Origin of the sequence: Streptomyces sp. NPDC088730, assembly GCF_044751215.1 — a bacterium.
In the GTDB taxonomy this organism is placed as follows: Bacteria; Actinomycetota; Actinomycetes; order Streptomycetales; family Streptomycetaceae; genus Streptomyces.
The window spans coordinates 328,889-342,618 of sequence record NZ_JBIVLK010000001.1; the positions used below are offsets into that span (position 1 = coordinate 328,889).

The 13,730-nt window shown below is 68.1% G+C and carries 13 protein-coding genes and 2 pseudogenes; 9 read left to right on the plus strand and 6 right to left on the minus strand.

What is annotated here, in order from left to right:
- Nucleotide 1 precedes the first annotated feature (1 nt).
- Nucleotides 2-1,387 (plus strand): AAA family ATPase, encoded by a 1,386-nt coding sequence (locus ACIP89_RS01430; RefSeq protein ID WP_402112310.1) that lies wholly within the window; start codon nucleotides 2-4, stop codon nucleotides 1,385-1,387.
- On the plus strand, nucleotides 1,384-2,142 hold the full coding sequence (locus ACIP89_RS01435; protein ID WP_402112312.1) for an HNH endonuclease: 759 nt from the start codon (nucleotides 1,384-1,386) through the stop codon (nucleotides 2,140-2,142). The genes ACIP89_RS01430 and ACIP89_RS01435 overlap by 4 nt, the downstream gene beginning before the upstream one ends.
- Nucleotides 2,143-2,200: 58 nt before the next feature.
- Here ACIP89_RS01435 and ACIP89_RS01440 read toward each other — a convergent pair whose 3' ends face one another.
- Together ACIP89_RS01440 and ACIP89_RS01445 are read right to left on the minus strand one after the other, a co-directional pair.
- Nucleotides 2,201-2,425 carry a DUF397 domain-containing protein gene (locus ACIP89_RS01440; protein WP_402112315.1) on the minus strand — a complete coding sequence of 75 codons (225 nt, stop codon included), beginning with the start codon at nucleotides 2,423-2,425 and terminating at the stop codon, nucleotides 2,201-2,203.
- Nucleotides 2,397-3,236 (minus strand): helix-turn-helix domain-containing protein, encoded by an 840-nt coding sequence (locus ACIP89_RS01445; protein WP_402112316.1) that lies wholly within the window; start codon nucleotides 3,234-3,236, stop codon nucleotides 2,397-2,399. The genes ACIP89_RS01440 and ACIP89_RS01445 overlap by 29 nt, the downstream gene beginning before the upstream one ends.
- 180 nt (nucleotides 3,237-3,416) lie before the next feature.
- Here ACIP89_RS01445 and ACIP89_RS01450 point away from each other — a divergent pair, with 180 nt between their 5' ends.
- The 3 genes from ACIP89_RS01450 to ACIP89_RS01460 all read left to right on the plus strand — a co-directional run bounded on the left by ACIP89_RS01450 (nucleotide 3,417) and on the right by ACIP89_RS01460 (nucleotide 4,846).
- Nucleotides 3,417-3,737, plus strand: coding sequence for a hypothetical protein (locus ACIP89_RS01450; RefSeq protein WP_402112317.1), 321 nt, complete (start codon nucleotides 3,417-3,419; stop codon nucleotides 3,735-3,737).
- 32 nt (nucleotides 3,738-3,769) lie between these two features.
- Nucleotides 3,770-4,069, plus strand: a complete 300-nt coding sequence (locus ACIP89_RS01455) for a hypothetical protein (RefSeq protein WP_402113458.1) — start codon at nucleotides 3,770-3,772, stop codon at nucleotides 4,067-4,069.
- Nucleotides 4,070-4,192: 123 nt separating this feature from the next.
- The gene (locus ACIP89_RS01460; protein WP_402112320.1) at nucleotides 4,193-4,846 is read left to right on the plus strand and encodes a hypothetical protein; all 654 of its coding nucleotides are present in this window, start codon (nucleotides 4,193-4,195) and stop codon (nucleotides 4,844-4,846) included.
- A 17-nt stretch (nucleotides 4,847-4,863) separates the two neighbouring features.
- Here the strand turns inward: ACIP89_RS01460 and ACIP89_RS01465 are convergent, their stop codons facing one another.
- Nucleotides 4,864-5,943 carry a MarR family transcriptional regulator gene (locus ACIP89_RS01465; protein ID WP_402112322.1) on the minus strand — a complete coding sequence of 360 codons (1,080 nt, stop codon included), beginning with the start codon at nucleotides 5,941-5,943 and terminating at the stop codon, nucleotides 4,864-4,866.
- A 402-nt stretch (nucleotides 5,944-6,345) separates the two neighbouring features.
- Between ACIP89_RS01465 and ACIP89_RS01470 the strand changes: the two are divergent.
- A pseudogene (locus ACIP89_RS01470) lies at nucleotides 6,346-6,744 on the plus strand (VOC family protein).
- 20 nt (nucleotides 6,745-6,764) lie between these two features.
- On the opposite strand, the pseudogene ACIP89_RS01475 reads toward ACIP89_RS01470, so the two are convergent.
- Both ACIP89_RS01475 and ACIP89_RS01480 read right to left on the minus strand, forming a co-directional pair.
- A pseudogene (locus tag ACIP89_RS01475) lies at nucleotides 6,765-7,482 on the minus strand (class I SAM-dependent methyltransferase).
- 79 nt (nucleotides 7,483-7,561) lie between these two features.
- On the minus strand, nucleotides 7,562-7,906 hold the full coding sequence (locus ACIP89_RS01480) for a winged helix-turn-helix transcriptional regulator (RefSeq protein WP_402113461.1): 345 nt from the start codon (nucleotides 7,904-7,906) through the stop codon (nucleotides 7,562-7,564).
- 126 nt (nucleotides 7,907-8,032) lie between these two features.
- Between ACIP89_RS01480 and ACIP89_RS01485 the strand changes: the two genes are divergently transcribed.
- On the plus strand, nucleotides 8,033-8,683 hold the full coding sequence (locus tag ACIP89_RS01485) for an NAD(P)-dependent oxidoreductase (protein ID WP_402112325.1): 651 nt from the start codon (nucleotides 8,033-8,035) through the stop codon (nucleotides 8,681-8,683).
- A gap of 63 nt (nucleotides 8,684-8,746) precedes the next feature.
- Here ACIP89_RS01485 and ACIP89_RS01490 read toward each other — a convergent pair whose 3' ends face one another.
- Nucleotides 8,747-9,577 carry a tetratricopeptide repeat protein gene (locus ACIP89_RS01490; protein ID WP_402112328.1) on the minus strand — a complete coding sequence of 277 codons (831 nt, stop codon included), beginning with the start codon at nucleotides 9,575-9,577 and terminating at the stop codon, nucleotides 8,747-8,749.
- Nucleotides 9,578-9,719: 142 nt separating this feature from the next.
- On the opposite strand from ACIP89_RS01490, the gene ACIP89_RS01495 reads away from it, so the two are divergent.
- Both ACIP89_RS01495 and ACIP89_RS01500 read left to right on the plus strand, forming a co-directional pair.
- Complete coding sequence (locus ACIP89_RS01495; RefSeq protein WP_402112331.1) at nucleotides 9,720-12,041, plus strand: ATP-dependent RecD-like DNA helicase; 2,322 nt, start codon at nucleotides 9,720-9,722, stop codon at nucleotides 12,039-12,041.
- Between the two features lie 129 nt (nucleotides 12,042-12,170).
- Complete coding sequence (locus tag ACIP89_RS01500; protein ID WP_024492119.1) at nucleotides 12,171-13,469, plus strand: citrate synthase; 1,299 nt, start codon at nucleotides 12,171-12,173, stop codon at nucleotides 13,467-13,469.
- Nucleotides 13,470-13,730: the final 261 nt, after the last annotated feature.

Genomic DNA, 13,730 nt, shown 5'->3' on the forward strand with positions numbered 1-13,730 from the left:
CATGTACGTCTCCCGAGTGGTCATCGAGAACATTGGGCCGTTCCAGGGCCCGCGCACTGTGGATCTGGTGCTGACCCGACCGGACGGTTCGCACGCCGGCTGGACAGTTCTCGCGGGACGTAATGGGGCGGGCAAGTCAACACTGCTTCGCGCTCTGGCTCTTGCCCTGATTGGACCTGTGCCCGCCCGAGGGCTGGTCCGAGGTTTTGAGGACTGGGTCACGTGGGGCGCACCCGACGGCCGTGTCGAAGTAGGCATCCTCAAGGACCCCGACTTCGACAGCTTCGGCACACCAGAGCGGACGAGTGACGCCTTCCGGGCCGGTCTCCAGTGGGTCAGCCCGGGCGAGGTGTCAGCCGACGGGCGGGTCCCCGGGCGTAGGCGTGGGCAGCCAGCCCTCGTGGAGACTCAGTATCCCGAGTCGCAGGACAACCTGGCCACCCGGAACGGCCCGTGGGCGGATAACCCGGAGGGCTGGTTCTGTGCTGGCTACGGGCCGTTCCGACGGTTGTCGGGCGGGTCCGGTGAGGCGCAGAGGCTCATGCTGGCCTCAGGGCAAGTGGCCAGACATACGAGCCTCTTTCACGCCGACGCTGCCCTCGCAGAGGGTGTTTCATGGCTGATCGAACAACACTTGCGGGCGCTCGAAGGGCGCGAGGGTGCTGCTGAGCTCAAGTGGGCGGCGCTGAACATTCTGCAGGACGGCCTCCTGCCCGACGGCTACCGGATCGCGGACGTGGACTCCGAGGGCCTGTGGGTCGAGCGGGGTGGCCGTCGATACCCGCTGAGGGAGATGAGCGACGGGTTCCGTGCGGTCGCGGCCCTTGTCGTGGACATCCTCAAGCAGACGCATGAGGTGTTTGGTGGCTTTCCGGTTGATCTCGGTAAGGCTCCAGGGATTGTGATCATCGACGAGATCGAAGCGCACCTCCACGTCACCTGGCAGCGCCGCGTCGGCCCATGGCTGACCACGCACTTTCCGAACATCCAGTTCATCGTCACGACTCACAGCCCGTACATCTGCCAGGCGGCCGATCCCGGCGGCCTGATCCGCCTGCCGGGTGTGGACGAGGACGCCGCGCCCGATGTCGTATCGGAGGACCTGTACGAGCGCGTCGTCTACGGCAGCGGTGACGACGCGGTCCTGTCCGACCTCTTCGGCCTCGACACTCCGTACTCCGAGCGGGCCGAGCACGCCCGCGCCGAGTTCGTCGCGCTGGAGTCCAAGGTGTACGACGGGGACACGTCACCGGATACGGTCGAGCGGTTTCAGGAGCTCAAGCACCTGCTCAGCAGCTCCCCGACGGCCCGTGTCCAGGAGATGTCCGCCCAACTCCACCGCATCGCCGGAGAGATCCGGGACGGAGGAGGCGGCGAGACGGAATGATCCGGCTGGCGCGCACCGATCTGCCGCCGGACACAGCGGCGGGCCTCAAGACGTACACCCAGCAGATCGAGCGGACCGCTGAAGATGCCCGCAAGGTCAAGGCAGCCCGACTCTGGGCCCATACCACGGTCCGGCGTCGGGTACGCGACGGCCTCCTGACCACCCTCGCCGACATGGCGCCAGGCCACCAGCGGTGCATGTACTGCGGTGACAGTCAGGGCACGGACATCGACCACTTCGAGCCGAAGAGCCTCGCCCCGGCGCGCACCTTCGAGTGGCTCAATCACTTACTGGCCTGTGCGCACTGCAACAGCAACCAGAAGCGGAACGCCTTTCCCCGGTCCGAGGAGGACGGCAGCCCACTCCTTGTCGATCCCACGCTCCAGGACCCGCTGGATCATCTGCGGCTGGTCCTCCCGCTGTGTACGTACAAAGGGCTGACGGCCCAAGGCGAGGCCTGCATAGACGTGTTCGGACTCAACTCACGCGGTGTCCTCGTCGACGGGCGCAGGACGGCATACGGGACCGCCAAACAGTCGATCGAGCTGTGGCGCATCGCCACGGACCGGGGGCAGCACGGCAAGGCGGCGGAGGTCGTCCGTGTGGCCTGGGACCGCCCGCTCGCGGACGTCCTGGCCGGGATGTTCCACCAGTCGGGCCATCCGGCCGCGGAGTTGTTGTTCGACGGCGAGGAGGAGACCCTTGGGCTCCTCAGCGACCAAGACCTGCGGGAGGCGTTTCTTTCCCGCGTGTGACAGTGCTCCGGCGAACCTGGCCATGCTGAGTCATGATTCGCCCGGGGCGTGGCGTTGCTCAGGCGCTGAGCCCGCCGTCCTTGATCGCCTCGACGAACGACGACCAGCCTGTGAGGGAGAAGACGACGGCAGGGCCGGAGGGGGCCTTGCTGTCGCGGACGGGGACGGCTGTGAAGCCGATGGCGACTTCAAGGCAGTCTCCGTTGGACCCCCCGCTGTAGCTGGACTTGACCCAACCAGTCAGCGCTCTCGCATCAGCGACGGTGTGGTTGATGCTGTGCATGTTTGTGCTCCTCTGCGATGGCCCTGACGAGGTCCACAGAATTCCGTTGGGAGGCCGCCTCGCTCAGGGCGAGAGTGTAGGACGCCTGGCAGGCAGCGACCAAGGTTGGATCGTCCATCAAGTTCCCCGTGCGAAGGCCCTCGACGTACGCAAGTGGAGCGGCGTCCGCGAAATCCAGCAGATAGAGCGCACTCTCCAGAAGGGCGTGCGCTCCTGCCCCGAAGGGGAGCACGTGCAGACGCAGGCGCCCGGATTCCGCCAAGTCCGCGACCTTACGCAGCTGCTCTGCCATCACCTGCGGACCGCCGATACGCCGTCGAAGAGCCGCCTCGTCGAGAAGCGCCCAGGCGGTTGGCGCCTTCGACTCGCTCAGCACCCGGCCGCGCTCCATGCGGTTGACAACGAGTTCGTCAAGCTCATCCGCCCGGTAGTTGGGGCGGTACGCCTGGAACACCGCACGAGCGTATTCCCTGGTCTGGAGAAGGCCCGGGATGAGAGACAGGCCGTATAGGCGCACCTCCGTGGCTTCGCACTCCAACTCGGCGACGGGGGTGAAGAACTGCGCGAACTTCGAGTCCAGATCCTCCAGCCATCGGGCGAAGAACCCGTCCGTGCCCAGCGCGCGGTCGATGCGCTGGGCGTCCTCCGGGCTCGGCAGCCGCCGCCCGGCCTCGTAGTGGCTGATCAGCGTGGGCGAGCACACCACCATCTCGCCCAGCGCCTCCTGCGTCAGCCCTGCCGCGATGCGTCGCAGCTTCAGCTCCTCGCCGTACTTCTCCCGAGGCGTACGCGGCCTTCGCTTCGTCCCCACGTGATCCAACTCCCCGTCTTGACGTACGTGCTGTCATCCCCAACCCCCTGGCAGCGTAGCGATTATTGACCCCACTCTGTGATGAGCTCGCTACAGAAAGCAGTGGACGTGCGCCGCAGAAACCCCCGCGGCCGCCATGAACGGCCCGGGGGCGTGGCCACCCTGAGAAGGCAGGCTGACGTGAAGCACGCTATCGCCCAACTCTTCGAACCGCTGCTGCGGTTCCTGAACACCCGCCCCAGTCGCCGGTACGCGCAGGAGTGGGACGCCGCCCCGCACGCGTACCCGTACTCCTGCGGCTACGTAGCCGGACCGACCACCTACCGCACCGGCGAACGGCCCCCACGCGGCAAGGACAGCCCGCTCGTCCGCCCCTACCTCATCGCGTACGAGCGGCAACTGGCCGAGGAGGCGTCCCGGGTGGCCGTCGAGGTGTGGCGTCAGTGTGCCCGCCACCGCACGTTCCGGCTAGCCGTGCACGGATTCGGTGTGGCCGCGTGAACGGCAAGGAAGGCAGGGAACACGGACCCGACATGATCAGGCTCCTGCCGTGGACCGGGTCGGAGGGCAAGCCCTGTTACGTCATCGGGGACGGCACCGGCTACGTGTCACGCATGGCGGACGATATCGAGAGCATCCAGCTCGACATGGCGGACGACCTACTCAGCCACGCCGACAGCCTCCTGGCCGACCGGAAGGCCACCGGTGCGGAGGTCCATTTTCTCGCGAGCCGGCTGACCGAGTCGCTGCGGGAGATCAAGCGGGTCGCGGAGAGCCGGGGTGCGCGGCTGGGTGCGGCGGCCGAGCTCGATCCGGACCGGAATCGGCCGTAGCGCCAAGAACCGGACATCGGCAACCGCTGACTCGGCCAAGCGCTTGACGAGCCCCCTGACTGTCACGAAACCTGTTCACGCAGCTCAGCTCAGCGAACATGCGACAGTACGGGGGCTCGACCCATGGCCATTCCCAGGCCGGACACCAGCCAGTTCGAGGCGTTCACTACAAACCTCGCCTATGCCCGCAAGATGGTGGACGCGGGGCGGTATCTGGCACCGTTTCAGCCGGGCACGGTCGATGTCGACGACTTCTACCGCGCCGCCTGGGTGCAGGCTGTCGCGGCCATAGACCACTGGTTCCACGAGGAGCTCTTCCACCGCGTCGCCGAACTGGCGGTCAAGGACAGCCCCGACATGCCGCTCCAACTCCGTAACTACGAGATTCCTCTGCATCGGGTCGAGGCTGTGCAGCGAGGCGATGTCACGCTGGCCGATGTGGTCGTCGAGCACGTCAAGGAGCGGTGGGGCAACGCCTCGCTCCAGAATCCCCGCGCCATCTCCGAGGTACTGAGGCTCGTTACGGAGAAGAACATCTGGCAGGGCGCAGCCGCGCAGATCAACACCTGGCAGGGCGGCCGGACCGCGTACACGGACAAGACGCTGAAGGCTCAGTTCATGAGCATCACCACCCGCCGCAACAAGATCGCGCACGACGCGGATCTGGTGGCCGGAGACCTCAAGCAGCGGCGCCCCATTTCCGAGCCCGACGTCACGGATGCGATCAATTGGATCGACCGCATCGCCCTGGCCGTGGCGCACGTACTCGACGAGTAGGCTCCGGGCAGCTGGGGTCAGGGCGTTCGCATCAGATTGCGGAGATCACCGACCAGCGCGTTGATGTCGCGTCGGCCGGGCCCCGAAGCGGTGGCGCCCAGGGCGTCGCCGGTGACCTGGGCAGGCGCACGGCAGGCTCGGCAGAGGCCGTCGGGGAGTGCCTCGGGTAGGCCGGGTACGCCGCATTCGGTGCACTCCAGCATGACGCGGCGGACAGGGCCGGCCGGTGTGGGCCGTGACGCTTCGACGGGCAGGCTGGGCGGGAGCTTGGTGATGAGCCGACTGCGTACGAAGCCGACGGGAGAGTCCACCTGTGCGGGAAGTCCAGCGGTGAGGGCCCGGGTGAGGTAGTCCGTGTTCACGCCCCGGTCCAGCCAGGCGGAAGCCAGCTCTTCGAGGACAGCGCAATCGGCGGCGGAGAGAGCCAGGCGAGTTTCGGCGCGGCCTAGTTGGGCCAGGGCGAGGTACGCGGGTGAGGGACCGGCCGGGTTGCCCTCGCTGGCGGACCTCTGCTGGGGCACGAGCTGCGCGACGGGCGCGGGAGCGAGGGCGGGCTGCGAGGGCTCGGACGGCTGCACCGGCTCAGCTTGAACCGTCCGGGCCTCGGCGGCCACGGGCTCCTCAGATGGCGTGGCGGCCCAGAGCGACGGGGGCGCGGCAGGTTCCGTCTCGGGCAGTGGAATGGTCCGCTGGTCCCCGGCGTGGGCGAAGGTGATCCACCACTCGCTGTCTCGTGCGGTACGGGACCAGAAGGTACGGGTGACCCAACGGCTCTGGCTGTCCGCGTCGACGACCTGACACCGCACGCGGCGCAGGTGACCGGCCGCGCTCAGGGCTCGTAGGGCGCTGCCGACGGCCATCTGGCCGTACAGAGGGAGTGCTTTGGCCAGCGACTTGACGTCCATGGCGCTTCCGTCGGGAAGTCGGTCTACATATCCGGCGACGTACCGATCCCGTTCCGGCAACAGCGCGAAGTCATCCGCGCTGGGCGGACGTTGGTCGGGTGTGCTGCGCTTTCCGTAGGTGGGGGCGGCTTTGGCGTACGGGCGCGAAGCTGCGGCTGTGCGCGGGGCAGGGCTAAGGTTCTCGATAGCCATGAGGTCGAGCTCCGATCGATCTTTGGGCAAGACCCCGGCCGGTGCGATAACACCGCGTCGGGGTCGACTTGTTGAGGGCAACGTATGCAGCTGTGACAGCCTGCCGCAACCTGATCACAAATAGTCACACTTGCTGAGCGTTACGGGTCGGGGAGGTGGGGAGGGTTTACCTAAACCCCTTATTTTCCTTCCGGATAACGGCACCGCTCGAATCTCGAAGCTCGTGTCTCGGCCCTCGAATCTCGGAGCTCAACGTCGGGCCCGTCGCCTTTCCCCTACCCGCGAAAGAGTGAGCAGGCCCGCGCTTGTTCGAAGCTGGAGAGATCCGAGATCCGAGATCCGAGATCCGAACGGCGGTTTAGAGATCAGTACGGGGCAGGGGTAACCATTAGGCTCGCGTCCGTGCTGAGACTAGGAATCCCCGTCATCGGTGTAACGGACATCCCCCGCGCAGTGGCCTTCTGGACCGCTGCGTTGAACCTGGTCGCCGCCGAGGAGTGGAAGAGCGAAACGTGGCGGACGCTCATGTATGCCGACGGTTCCGGCCGGGCCCTCGGCCTGATGCTCAGCGCCTCTCCGGCCGAGCCGCACCCCCGTCTCCACCTGGACCTCTTCACGGACACGGCCGAGGAGTAACAGGCGGAGGTCCAGCGGCTGGTCGGTCTCGGCGCGCGAACCGTCGACTGGGACCACTACCCTCCCGAGTCTGACTTCGTTGTACTCGCCGACCCGGACGACAACATCTTCTGTGTCGTGGACCTGAGCCACGCACCCAGTGGTGGCGACAAGCAGACGTCCTGACGGACTCGGCGCCCCGGCGGTCACCGCCCGGCGCGGTCCTGCCCGGTCCTCCGGAACAGCGCTCCCCACAGGAACTCCTCACCGAACCACGAGGATTCGGCTGGCTTGTCCCGCATTCGGCGCAGCCCGACCTCCCGATACCCTGTCCGGACCCGTGAAGATCCAGCGCAGCTATTCCTCGGTGTACGCCAGATCGCCATGCATGCGGGCCGTCCGGTAGAGCTCCACGTCGGGCAGCTCCGAGCCCATCTCGCCGGAGGCGAAGGCGCCGAGCGACAGGTGTCCGCCGGGTGCCAGGACCCGTTCCACGTAGGCGAGATACGTGATCCGGCGGTGCGGCGGCAGGCGGCAGATGGTGGAAGCACCCGGCGTCGTGGATCAGGTCGTACGGTCCCTGTGGCGCAAGCTCGGCGAAGGCATCCCTGCAGTGGAACCGGCTGTCCGCACCCGCCTCCCCGGTGCGTTCCCCGGCCCAGGCGATGGCCCCGGGCGACAGATCACCGCGTCCACCTCGAAGCCGAGCGAGGCGAGGTACAGGGCATTGCGTCCGGGGCCGCAGCCCAGGTCGAGTGCGCGTCCCGGGGTGACCAGTCCGCGTTCCACGTAGGAGGCGAGCGTCTCGTCGGGCTTCGACACGAAGAACGGCACGGGCTTGGATCGGTCCTCGTAGAACCCGTCCCAGCAGCCTCCGGCCTTCTCCGTCCACCGGTCCGCCCCAGGTGCGAACAGGTCGTCCATGAGCCGCAGCACGTCCTCAACCGAGCGCACATTCCGGTCCGTCCGGAACCCCCTTCCCGATGAGGGATGCTTAGAAGGGTCACGCGATGTCGCTCCCGTACGCCTCCCGCGCACCCTCCAGCTCCGGCAGATGCGTTGCCGCCCACGCGCAGCAGGCGGCCATCGGACCGAGCAACGTACGGCCGAGCGCGCTCAGTTCGTAGTCCACTCGGGGCGGGACCCCGTCACCGACGGTGCGGGTGATCAGGCCGTCCCGTTCCATCGAGCGCAGGGTCTCCGTCAGCACCTTCGGCGTGATGCCGCGCAGCGGGACCTCCAGTTCGGAGAAGCGCCGCGGGCCGGACTCCAGGCACCGGATGATCTTCGGGGTCCATTTGCCGCCGATCCGGAACGGCGAAGTGGTGTGGGAGCAGCCGGTGAACATTTCGGGATCAAGTGGTTGGCTCACCCTGGCGAGCGTACGTAACTATCGTTGCGGAAACCATGGGGCGCCGGGCTAGCGTCCGCCTCATCGGCCTGCGGTCCGCGGGCCTTGGCGAGGGGGAACCCCATGAGCAGCAGGATCGTTGTCTTCGGAGCCGGTGGACGGGCCGGGCGGCGGGCGGTCGCGGAGGCCGTCGCCCGTGGGCATCAGGTCACGGCGGTGGTGCGGAACCCGTCGTCGTACCAGGACTTGGCCGGGGCGGGCGTGAGCGTGGTCCCGGGGGACGTCACCGACGCGGAGAGCGTCGCAGCGGTCGCCGCCGGGCACGACGCGGCGATCAGCGCGGCGGGCCGGATGGACATGGACTCGTCAGAGTTCTACGTGGGCGCGGCGCACGCCCTGCTGGACGGGCTGGCGCGGGCGGGCGTCGGCCGGCTGGTGCTCATCGGCATCGGGTCCGTCCTGGAGACCGCGCCCGGCGTGGCCGTCCACGACGCTCCCGGCTTCCCCGAGGAGGCGCGGGCCTTCTCGCTCGGGCACTCCGCCGAACTCGACGTGCTCCGCGCCGCAGAGACGGACATCGACTGGCTCGTCATCGCCCCGCCGCCCGTGATGCTCGACGACGAGGCCCCGCGCACCGGCCGGTACCGGACGGGCGGCGGGCAGGTGATGGCCGACGGCGCGCCGTCCTTCTCCTATGCGGACCTCGCGGTCGCGCTGATCGACGAGATCGAGACCCCGAAGCACCGGCGCTCGATCATGGCGGTGGCGGGCTGACCGCCGGGCCGGGGCGCCGGTCCCGGTCCGTCGTGGTCGAGGTCGGCCGTCAACAGCGCGCGCCTATGGCCGAGTGCCGTCTATACGTTCGAGCAACGTTCGGGCTTCGACGGTGCGGCGGTGGTCCGGGCCGAACGAGGCCAGGCAGGCATCGTGAGCGGCCGCGGCCTGACGGCGGGCGTCAGGAGCGCGACCCAGTCCCAGCAGGGCAGTAGCAGAGACCAGTTCGACGGCGCCCACATCCGGGTGGCGCTGGTGCTCGGGCAGCGAGCGGTACAGCCTGTCGGCACGGTGTGCCTCGGTGAGGGCCTCTTCGTAGCGGGATTGGCCATTGAGGCTGCGAGCCAGGCCGAGTCGCAGGACGAGAGCTCCCCGGTCGCGTTCGGGGTAGGCGGCCAGGGACTCGCGGGCGAGTGCCTCGGCCTCCTGGTGGCGTCCCTGTGCGTTGAGGGCGAAGGCCAGCCCGTTGCGGGCGGCCGCTGTCAGCTGTTTCCACTCCGGCCCGGTACCGCGTCCGGCGGCCTCGATGACGGCCCTGCATTCCGCCTCGCACTCGGCGTGCTGTCCGAGCGAGATCCGCTGCTGGGCGCGGTCCGAGCGCAACTTCAGGGTCAGCCAGTGATCGGCTCCGAATGTCTGGCTGAAGGCCGCCAGCGCTTCGTCGTAGGTGGCGAGTGACTCGGCGTGGCGACCCTGGGCGCCCGTTGCGAGCGCGGCGATGTTCAGCGCCACCGCCGCGTACTCGTCGTTGTGCGGCCGCGACCGCGCTGCGGCGCGGGACGCGGCCTCCGCTTCGGCATAACGCCGCGCTTCGTAGAGGGCTTTGGCCTCGTCCACAGGCGTTCCCGCTATTCGTTCGGCGTCGTTTCGGCCGCGTGGCCGGAAGAATCTCATGGCCGGGAGCATACGGATGCCGCGCAGACCGCCCGGCGACCCTGAGGCAGGCGTCGAAGTCACTGCGGTGGTATCGGGGCGACGATGTGCCCTTCACCGGGCGGGATCCGCGATGTCAGCCCGGCCCGGTACCGTCGCACCCATGTCCACCACGACATCCCCCACGCCCAACATGGCCGTCCTGGAAGGCGTACTGGAACGCATCACGTACGCCAACGAGGAGAACGGGTACACGGTCGCACGCGTCGATACCGGGCGAGGCGCCAACGATCTGCTCACCGTGGTCGGCTCGCTGCTGGGGGCGCAGCCCGGGGAGTCGCTGCGGATGGAGGGACGCTGGGGCTCGCACGCGCAGTACGGCAAGCAGTTCACCGTCGAGAACTACACGACGATCCTCCCCGCCACCATCCAGGGCATCCGCCGCTACCTCGGCTCCGGTCTGATCAAGGGCATCGGCCCCGTCATGGCCGACCGGATCACCACCCACTTCGGCGTCGACACCCTCGACATCATCGAGCAGCAGCCGAAACGGCTCGTGGAGGTCCCCGGCCTCGGTCCGAAACGGACGAAGATGATCGCCGCCGCCTGGGAGGAGCAGAAGGCGATCAAGGAGGTCATGGTCTTCCTCCAGGGCGTCGGCGTCTCGACGTCCATCGCCGTCCGTATCTACAAGAAGTACGAGGACGCCTCGATCTCCGTCGTGCGGAACGAGCCCTACCGGCTGGCCGCCGACGTCTGGGGCATCGGCTTCCTCACCGCCGACAGGATCGCCCAGGCGGTCGGCATCCCGCACGACAGCCCGGAACGGGTCAAGGCCGGGCTCCAGTACGCGCTGTCGCAGTCCACCGACCAGGGCCACTGCTTCCTGCCCGAGGAGCGGCTGATCGCGGACGCGGTGAAGCTGCTCCAGGTGGACACCGGCCTTGTCATCGAGTGCCTGGCCGAACTGGCAGAGGACCCGGAGGGCGTCGTACGGGAGAAGGTGCCCTCGCCCGAGGGCGGCGAGCCGGTCACCGCCGTCTACCTGGTGCCGTTCCACCGGGCCGAGATCGCGCTCGCCGCCCAGGTGCGGCGGCTGCTGCGGACGCCGGAGGAACGGCTGCCGGCCTTCGGCGGCGTGGACTGGGACAAGGCCCTGAAGTGGCTCGCGGGCCGTACCGGCGCGACCCTTGCGCCCGAGCAGGAGGCCGCCGTGCGCCTCGCGCTCAGCCGGAAGGTCGCCGTGCTGACGGGCGGGCCCGGCTGCGGGAAGTCGTTCACCGTCCGGTCCATCGTGGAGCTGGCGCGCGCCAAGAAGGCCAAGGTGGTGCTGGCCGCGCCGACCGGGCGGGCGGCGAAGCGGCTCTCCGAGCTGACGGGGACCGAGGCCTCCACCGTGCACCGGCTGCTCGAACTGAAACCGGGCGGCGACGCGGCGTACGACCGGGACCGCCCGCTGGACGCCGATCTGGTCGTCGTGGACGAGGCGTCGATGCTCGATCTGCTGCTCGCCAACAAGCTCGTCAAGGCGGTGGCACCCGGTGCGCATCTGCTGCTCGTCGGGGATGTGGACCAGCTGCCGTCGGTCGGTGCGGGGGAGGTGCTGCGGGATCTGCTGGCCGACGGCGGACCAGTCCCGGCGGTCCGGCTGACCACCATCTTCCGCCAGGCCCAGCAGTCCGGCGTCGTCACCAACGCCCACCGGATCAACTCCGGCATTCCGCCGCTGACCCAGGGCCTCAGCGACTTCTTCCTCTTCGTGGAGGACGAGACGGAGGACGCGGGCGTGCTCGCGGTCGATGTCGCGGCCCGCCGCATCCCCGCGAAGTTCGGCCTGAACCCCCGCCGTGACGTCCAGGTACTCGCTCCGATGCACCGCGGCCCGGCCGGTGCGGGTCATCTCAACGGTCTGCTCCAGCAGGCCATCACGCCGGCCCGCCCCGGTCTGCCCGAGAAGCGGTTCGGCGGCAGGGTGTTCCGGGTGGGCGACAAGGTCACCCAGATCCGCAACAACTACGACAAGGGCGAGAACGGCGTCTTCAACGGCACCGTCGGCGTGGTCACCGCCCTCGACCTCGACGAGCAGAGGCTGACCGTCCTCACGGACGAGGACGAGGAGATCGGTTACGACTTCGACGAGCTGGACGAGCTGTCCCACGCGTACGCCATGACGATCCACCGCTCCCAGGGCAGCGAGTACCCGGCCGTGGTCATCCCCGTGACGAAGAGCGCCTGGATGATGCTCCAACGGAACCTGCTCTACACGGCTGTGACGAGGGCGAAGAAGCTCGTCGTCCTGGTCGGCTCGCGGCAGGCGATCGGGCAGGCGGTCCGCACGGTTTCCGCAGGCAGACGTTGCACGGCGCTGGATTACCGGCTGCGGGGAGGTGTGGAAGGAGGATCTGCCGAAAAAATGATCGATCAAATCGGTGGGAAACATCACGGAGGTCTTCCGGAACCGCAGTCAAGGGGGCAGGATGAATAAGTTCGCGGCACTCAGTGCCGCGAGTAGGTCCAATGGACGACCCCGAGTGCACTCTCCTGAGCCAAATGGGGGAGGGTGGAGACAGTCAGGGAACCTCGAAGAAGAGGCACTACGTCGGTGAGGGATGACGTGAGCGAGCACACCAACAACGCTGTAGTACTGCGGTACGGCGATGACGAGTACACCTACCCGGTGATCGACAGCACCGTCGGCGACAAGGGCTTCGACATCGGGAAGCTCCGGGCGAACACCGGCCTGGTGACGCTGGACAGCGGATACGGCAACACCGCTGCGTATAAGTCCGCCATCACCTACCTCGATGGCGAGCAGGGCATCCTGCGGTACCGCGGCTACCCGATCGAGCAGCTCGCCGAGCAATCGACGTTCCTCGAAGTCGCGTACACGCTCATCAACGGTGAGCTTCCGAAGGTCGACGAGCTGTCGACCTTCAAGAACGAGATCACCCAGCACACGCTGCTGCACGAGGACGTCAAGCGGTTCTTCGACGGCTTCCCGCGCGACGCCCACCCTATGGCCATGCTGTCCTCGGTCGTCAGCGCGCTGTCCACGTTCTACCAGGACAGCCACAACCCGTTCGACGAGGAGCAGCGTCACCTCTCGACGATCCGGCTGCTGGCCAAGCTGCCGACCATCGCGGCGTACGCGTACAAGAAGTCGATCGGTCACCCGTTCGTCTACCCGCGCAACGACCTCGGTTACGTCGAGAACTTCCTGCGCATGACCTTCTCGGTCCCCGCCCAGGAGTACGTGCCGGACCCGGTCGTCGTCTCGGCGCTGGAGAAGCTGCTCATCCTGCACGCGGACCACGAGCAGAACTGTTCGACCTCCACCGTGCGCCTGGTCGGCTCCTCGCAGGCGAACATGTTCGCCTCGATCTCCGCCGGTATCTCGGCGCTGTGGGGTCCCCTGCACGGCGGCGCCAACCAGTCGGTGCTGGAGATGCTTGAGGGCATCCAGGCCAACGGCGGTGACGTCGACTCCTTCATCAGCAAGGTGAAGAACAAGGAGGACGGCGTCCGCCTGATGGGCTTCGGCCACCGGGTGTACAAGTCCTTCGACCCGCGCGCCAAGATCATCAAGGCCGCGGCCCACGATGTGCTGTCCTCGCTCGGCAAGTCCGACGAGCTGCTCGACATCGCGCTCAAGCTGGAGGAGCACGCGCTCTCCGACGAGTACTTCGTCTCGCGCAACCTCTACCCCAACGTGGACTTCTACACCGGTCTCATCTACCGGGCCATGGGCTTCCCGAGCGAGATGTTCACCGTGCTCTTCGCGATCGGCCGGCTTCCGGGCTGGATCGCCCAGTGGCACGAGATGATCAAGGAGCCGGGCTCCCGCATCGGCCGCCCGCGCCAGATCTACACCGGCGAGGTCCTGCGCGACTTCGTCCCGGTCGAGGGCCGCTGAGCCCCGGACCACCCCTGCCTCACCCCGGCCCCCCGGCCGGTTGCCTTCGCCCCGACTGCCGCGCTTTCGCACAGAGCGCGGTGTCCGGGGCGATTTGCTTGTCCCGCCGGGTCCGGGCCGGAGATTTCTCGCCGGGTCCGGGCTGGACTGGTCTCGCCGGGTCCGGGCCGGACTTGTCTCGCCGGGTCCGGTCCGTACATGCGAGAAGCGCCCCGCCGTCGATCCCCCCACGGGCCGACAGCGAGGCGCTTCCCATATCCC

What these genes read in the sequence shown, in the direction of transcription:
- ACIP89_RS01490 (WP_402112328.1), bottom strand. Translation starts at nt 9,577, where the DNA reads ATGAGATTCTTCCGGCCACGCGGCCGAAACGACGCCGAACGAATAGCG.
- ACIP89_RS01495 (WP_402112331.1), top strand. Translation starts at nt 9,720, where the DNA reads ATGTCCACCACGACATCCCCCACGCCCAACATGGCCGTCCTGGAAGGC.
- ACIP89_RS01455 (WP_402113458.1), top strand. Translation starts at nt 3,770, where the DNA reads ATGATCAGGCTCCTGCCGTGGACCGGGTCGGAGGGCAAGCCCTGTTAC.
- ACIP89_RS01435 (WP_402112312.1), top strand. Translation starts at nt 1,384, where the DNA reads ATGATCCGGCTGGCGCGCACCGATCTGCCGCCGGACACAGCGGCGGGC.
- ACIP89_RS01460 (WP_402112320.1), top strand. Translation starts at nt 4,193, where the DNA reads ATGGCCATTCCCAGGCCGGACACCAGCCAGTTCGAGGCGTTCACTACA.
- ACIP89_RS01480 (WP_402113461.1), bottom strand. Translation starts at nt 7,906, where the DNA reads ATGTTCACCGGCTGCTCCCACACCACTTCGCCGTTCCGGATCGGCGGC.
- ACIP89_RS01430 (WP_402112310.1), top strand. Translation starts at nt 2, where the DNA reads ATGTACGTCTCCCGAGTGGTCATCGAGAACATTGGGCCGTTCCAGGGC.
- ACIP89_RS01485 (WP_402112325.1), top strand. Translation starts at nt 8,033, where the DNA reads ATGAGCAGCAGGATCGTTGTCTTCGGAGCCGGTGGACGGGCCGGGCGG.
- ACIP89_RS01440 (WP_402112315.1), bottom strand. Translation starts at nt 2,425, where the DNA reads ATGCACAGCATCAACCACACCGTCGCTGATGCGAGAGCGCTGACTGGT.
- ACIP89_RS01465 (WP_402112322.1), bottom strand. Translation starts at nt 5,943, where the DNA reads ATGGCTATCGAGAACCTTAGCCCTGCCCCGCGCACAGCCGCAGCTTCG.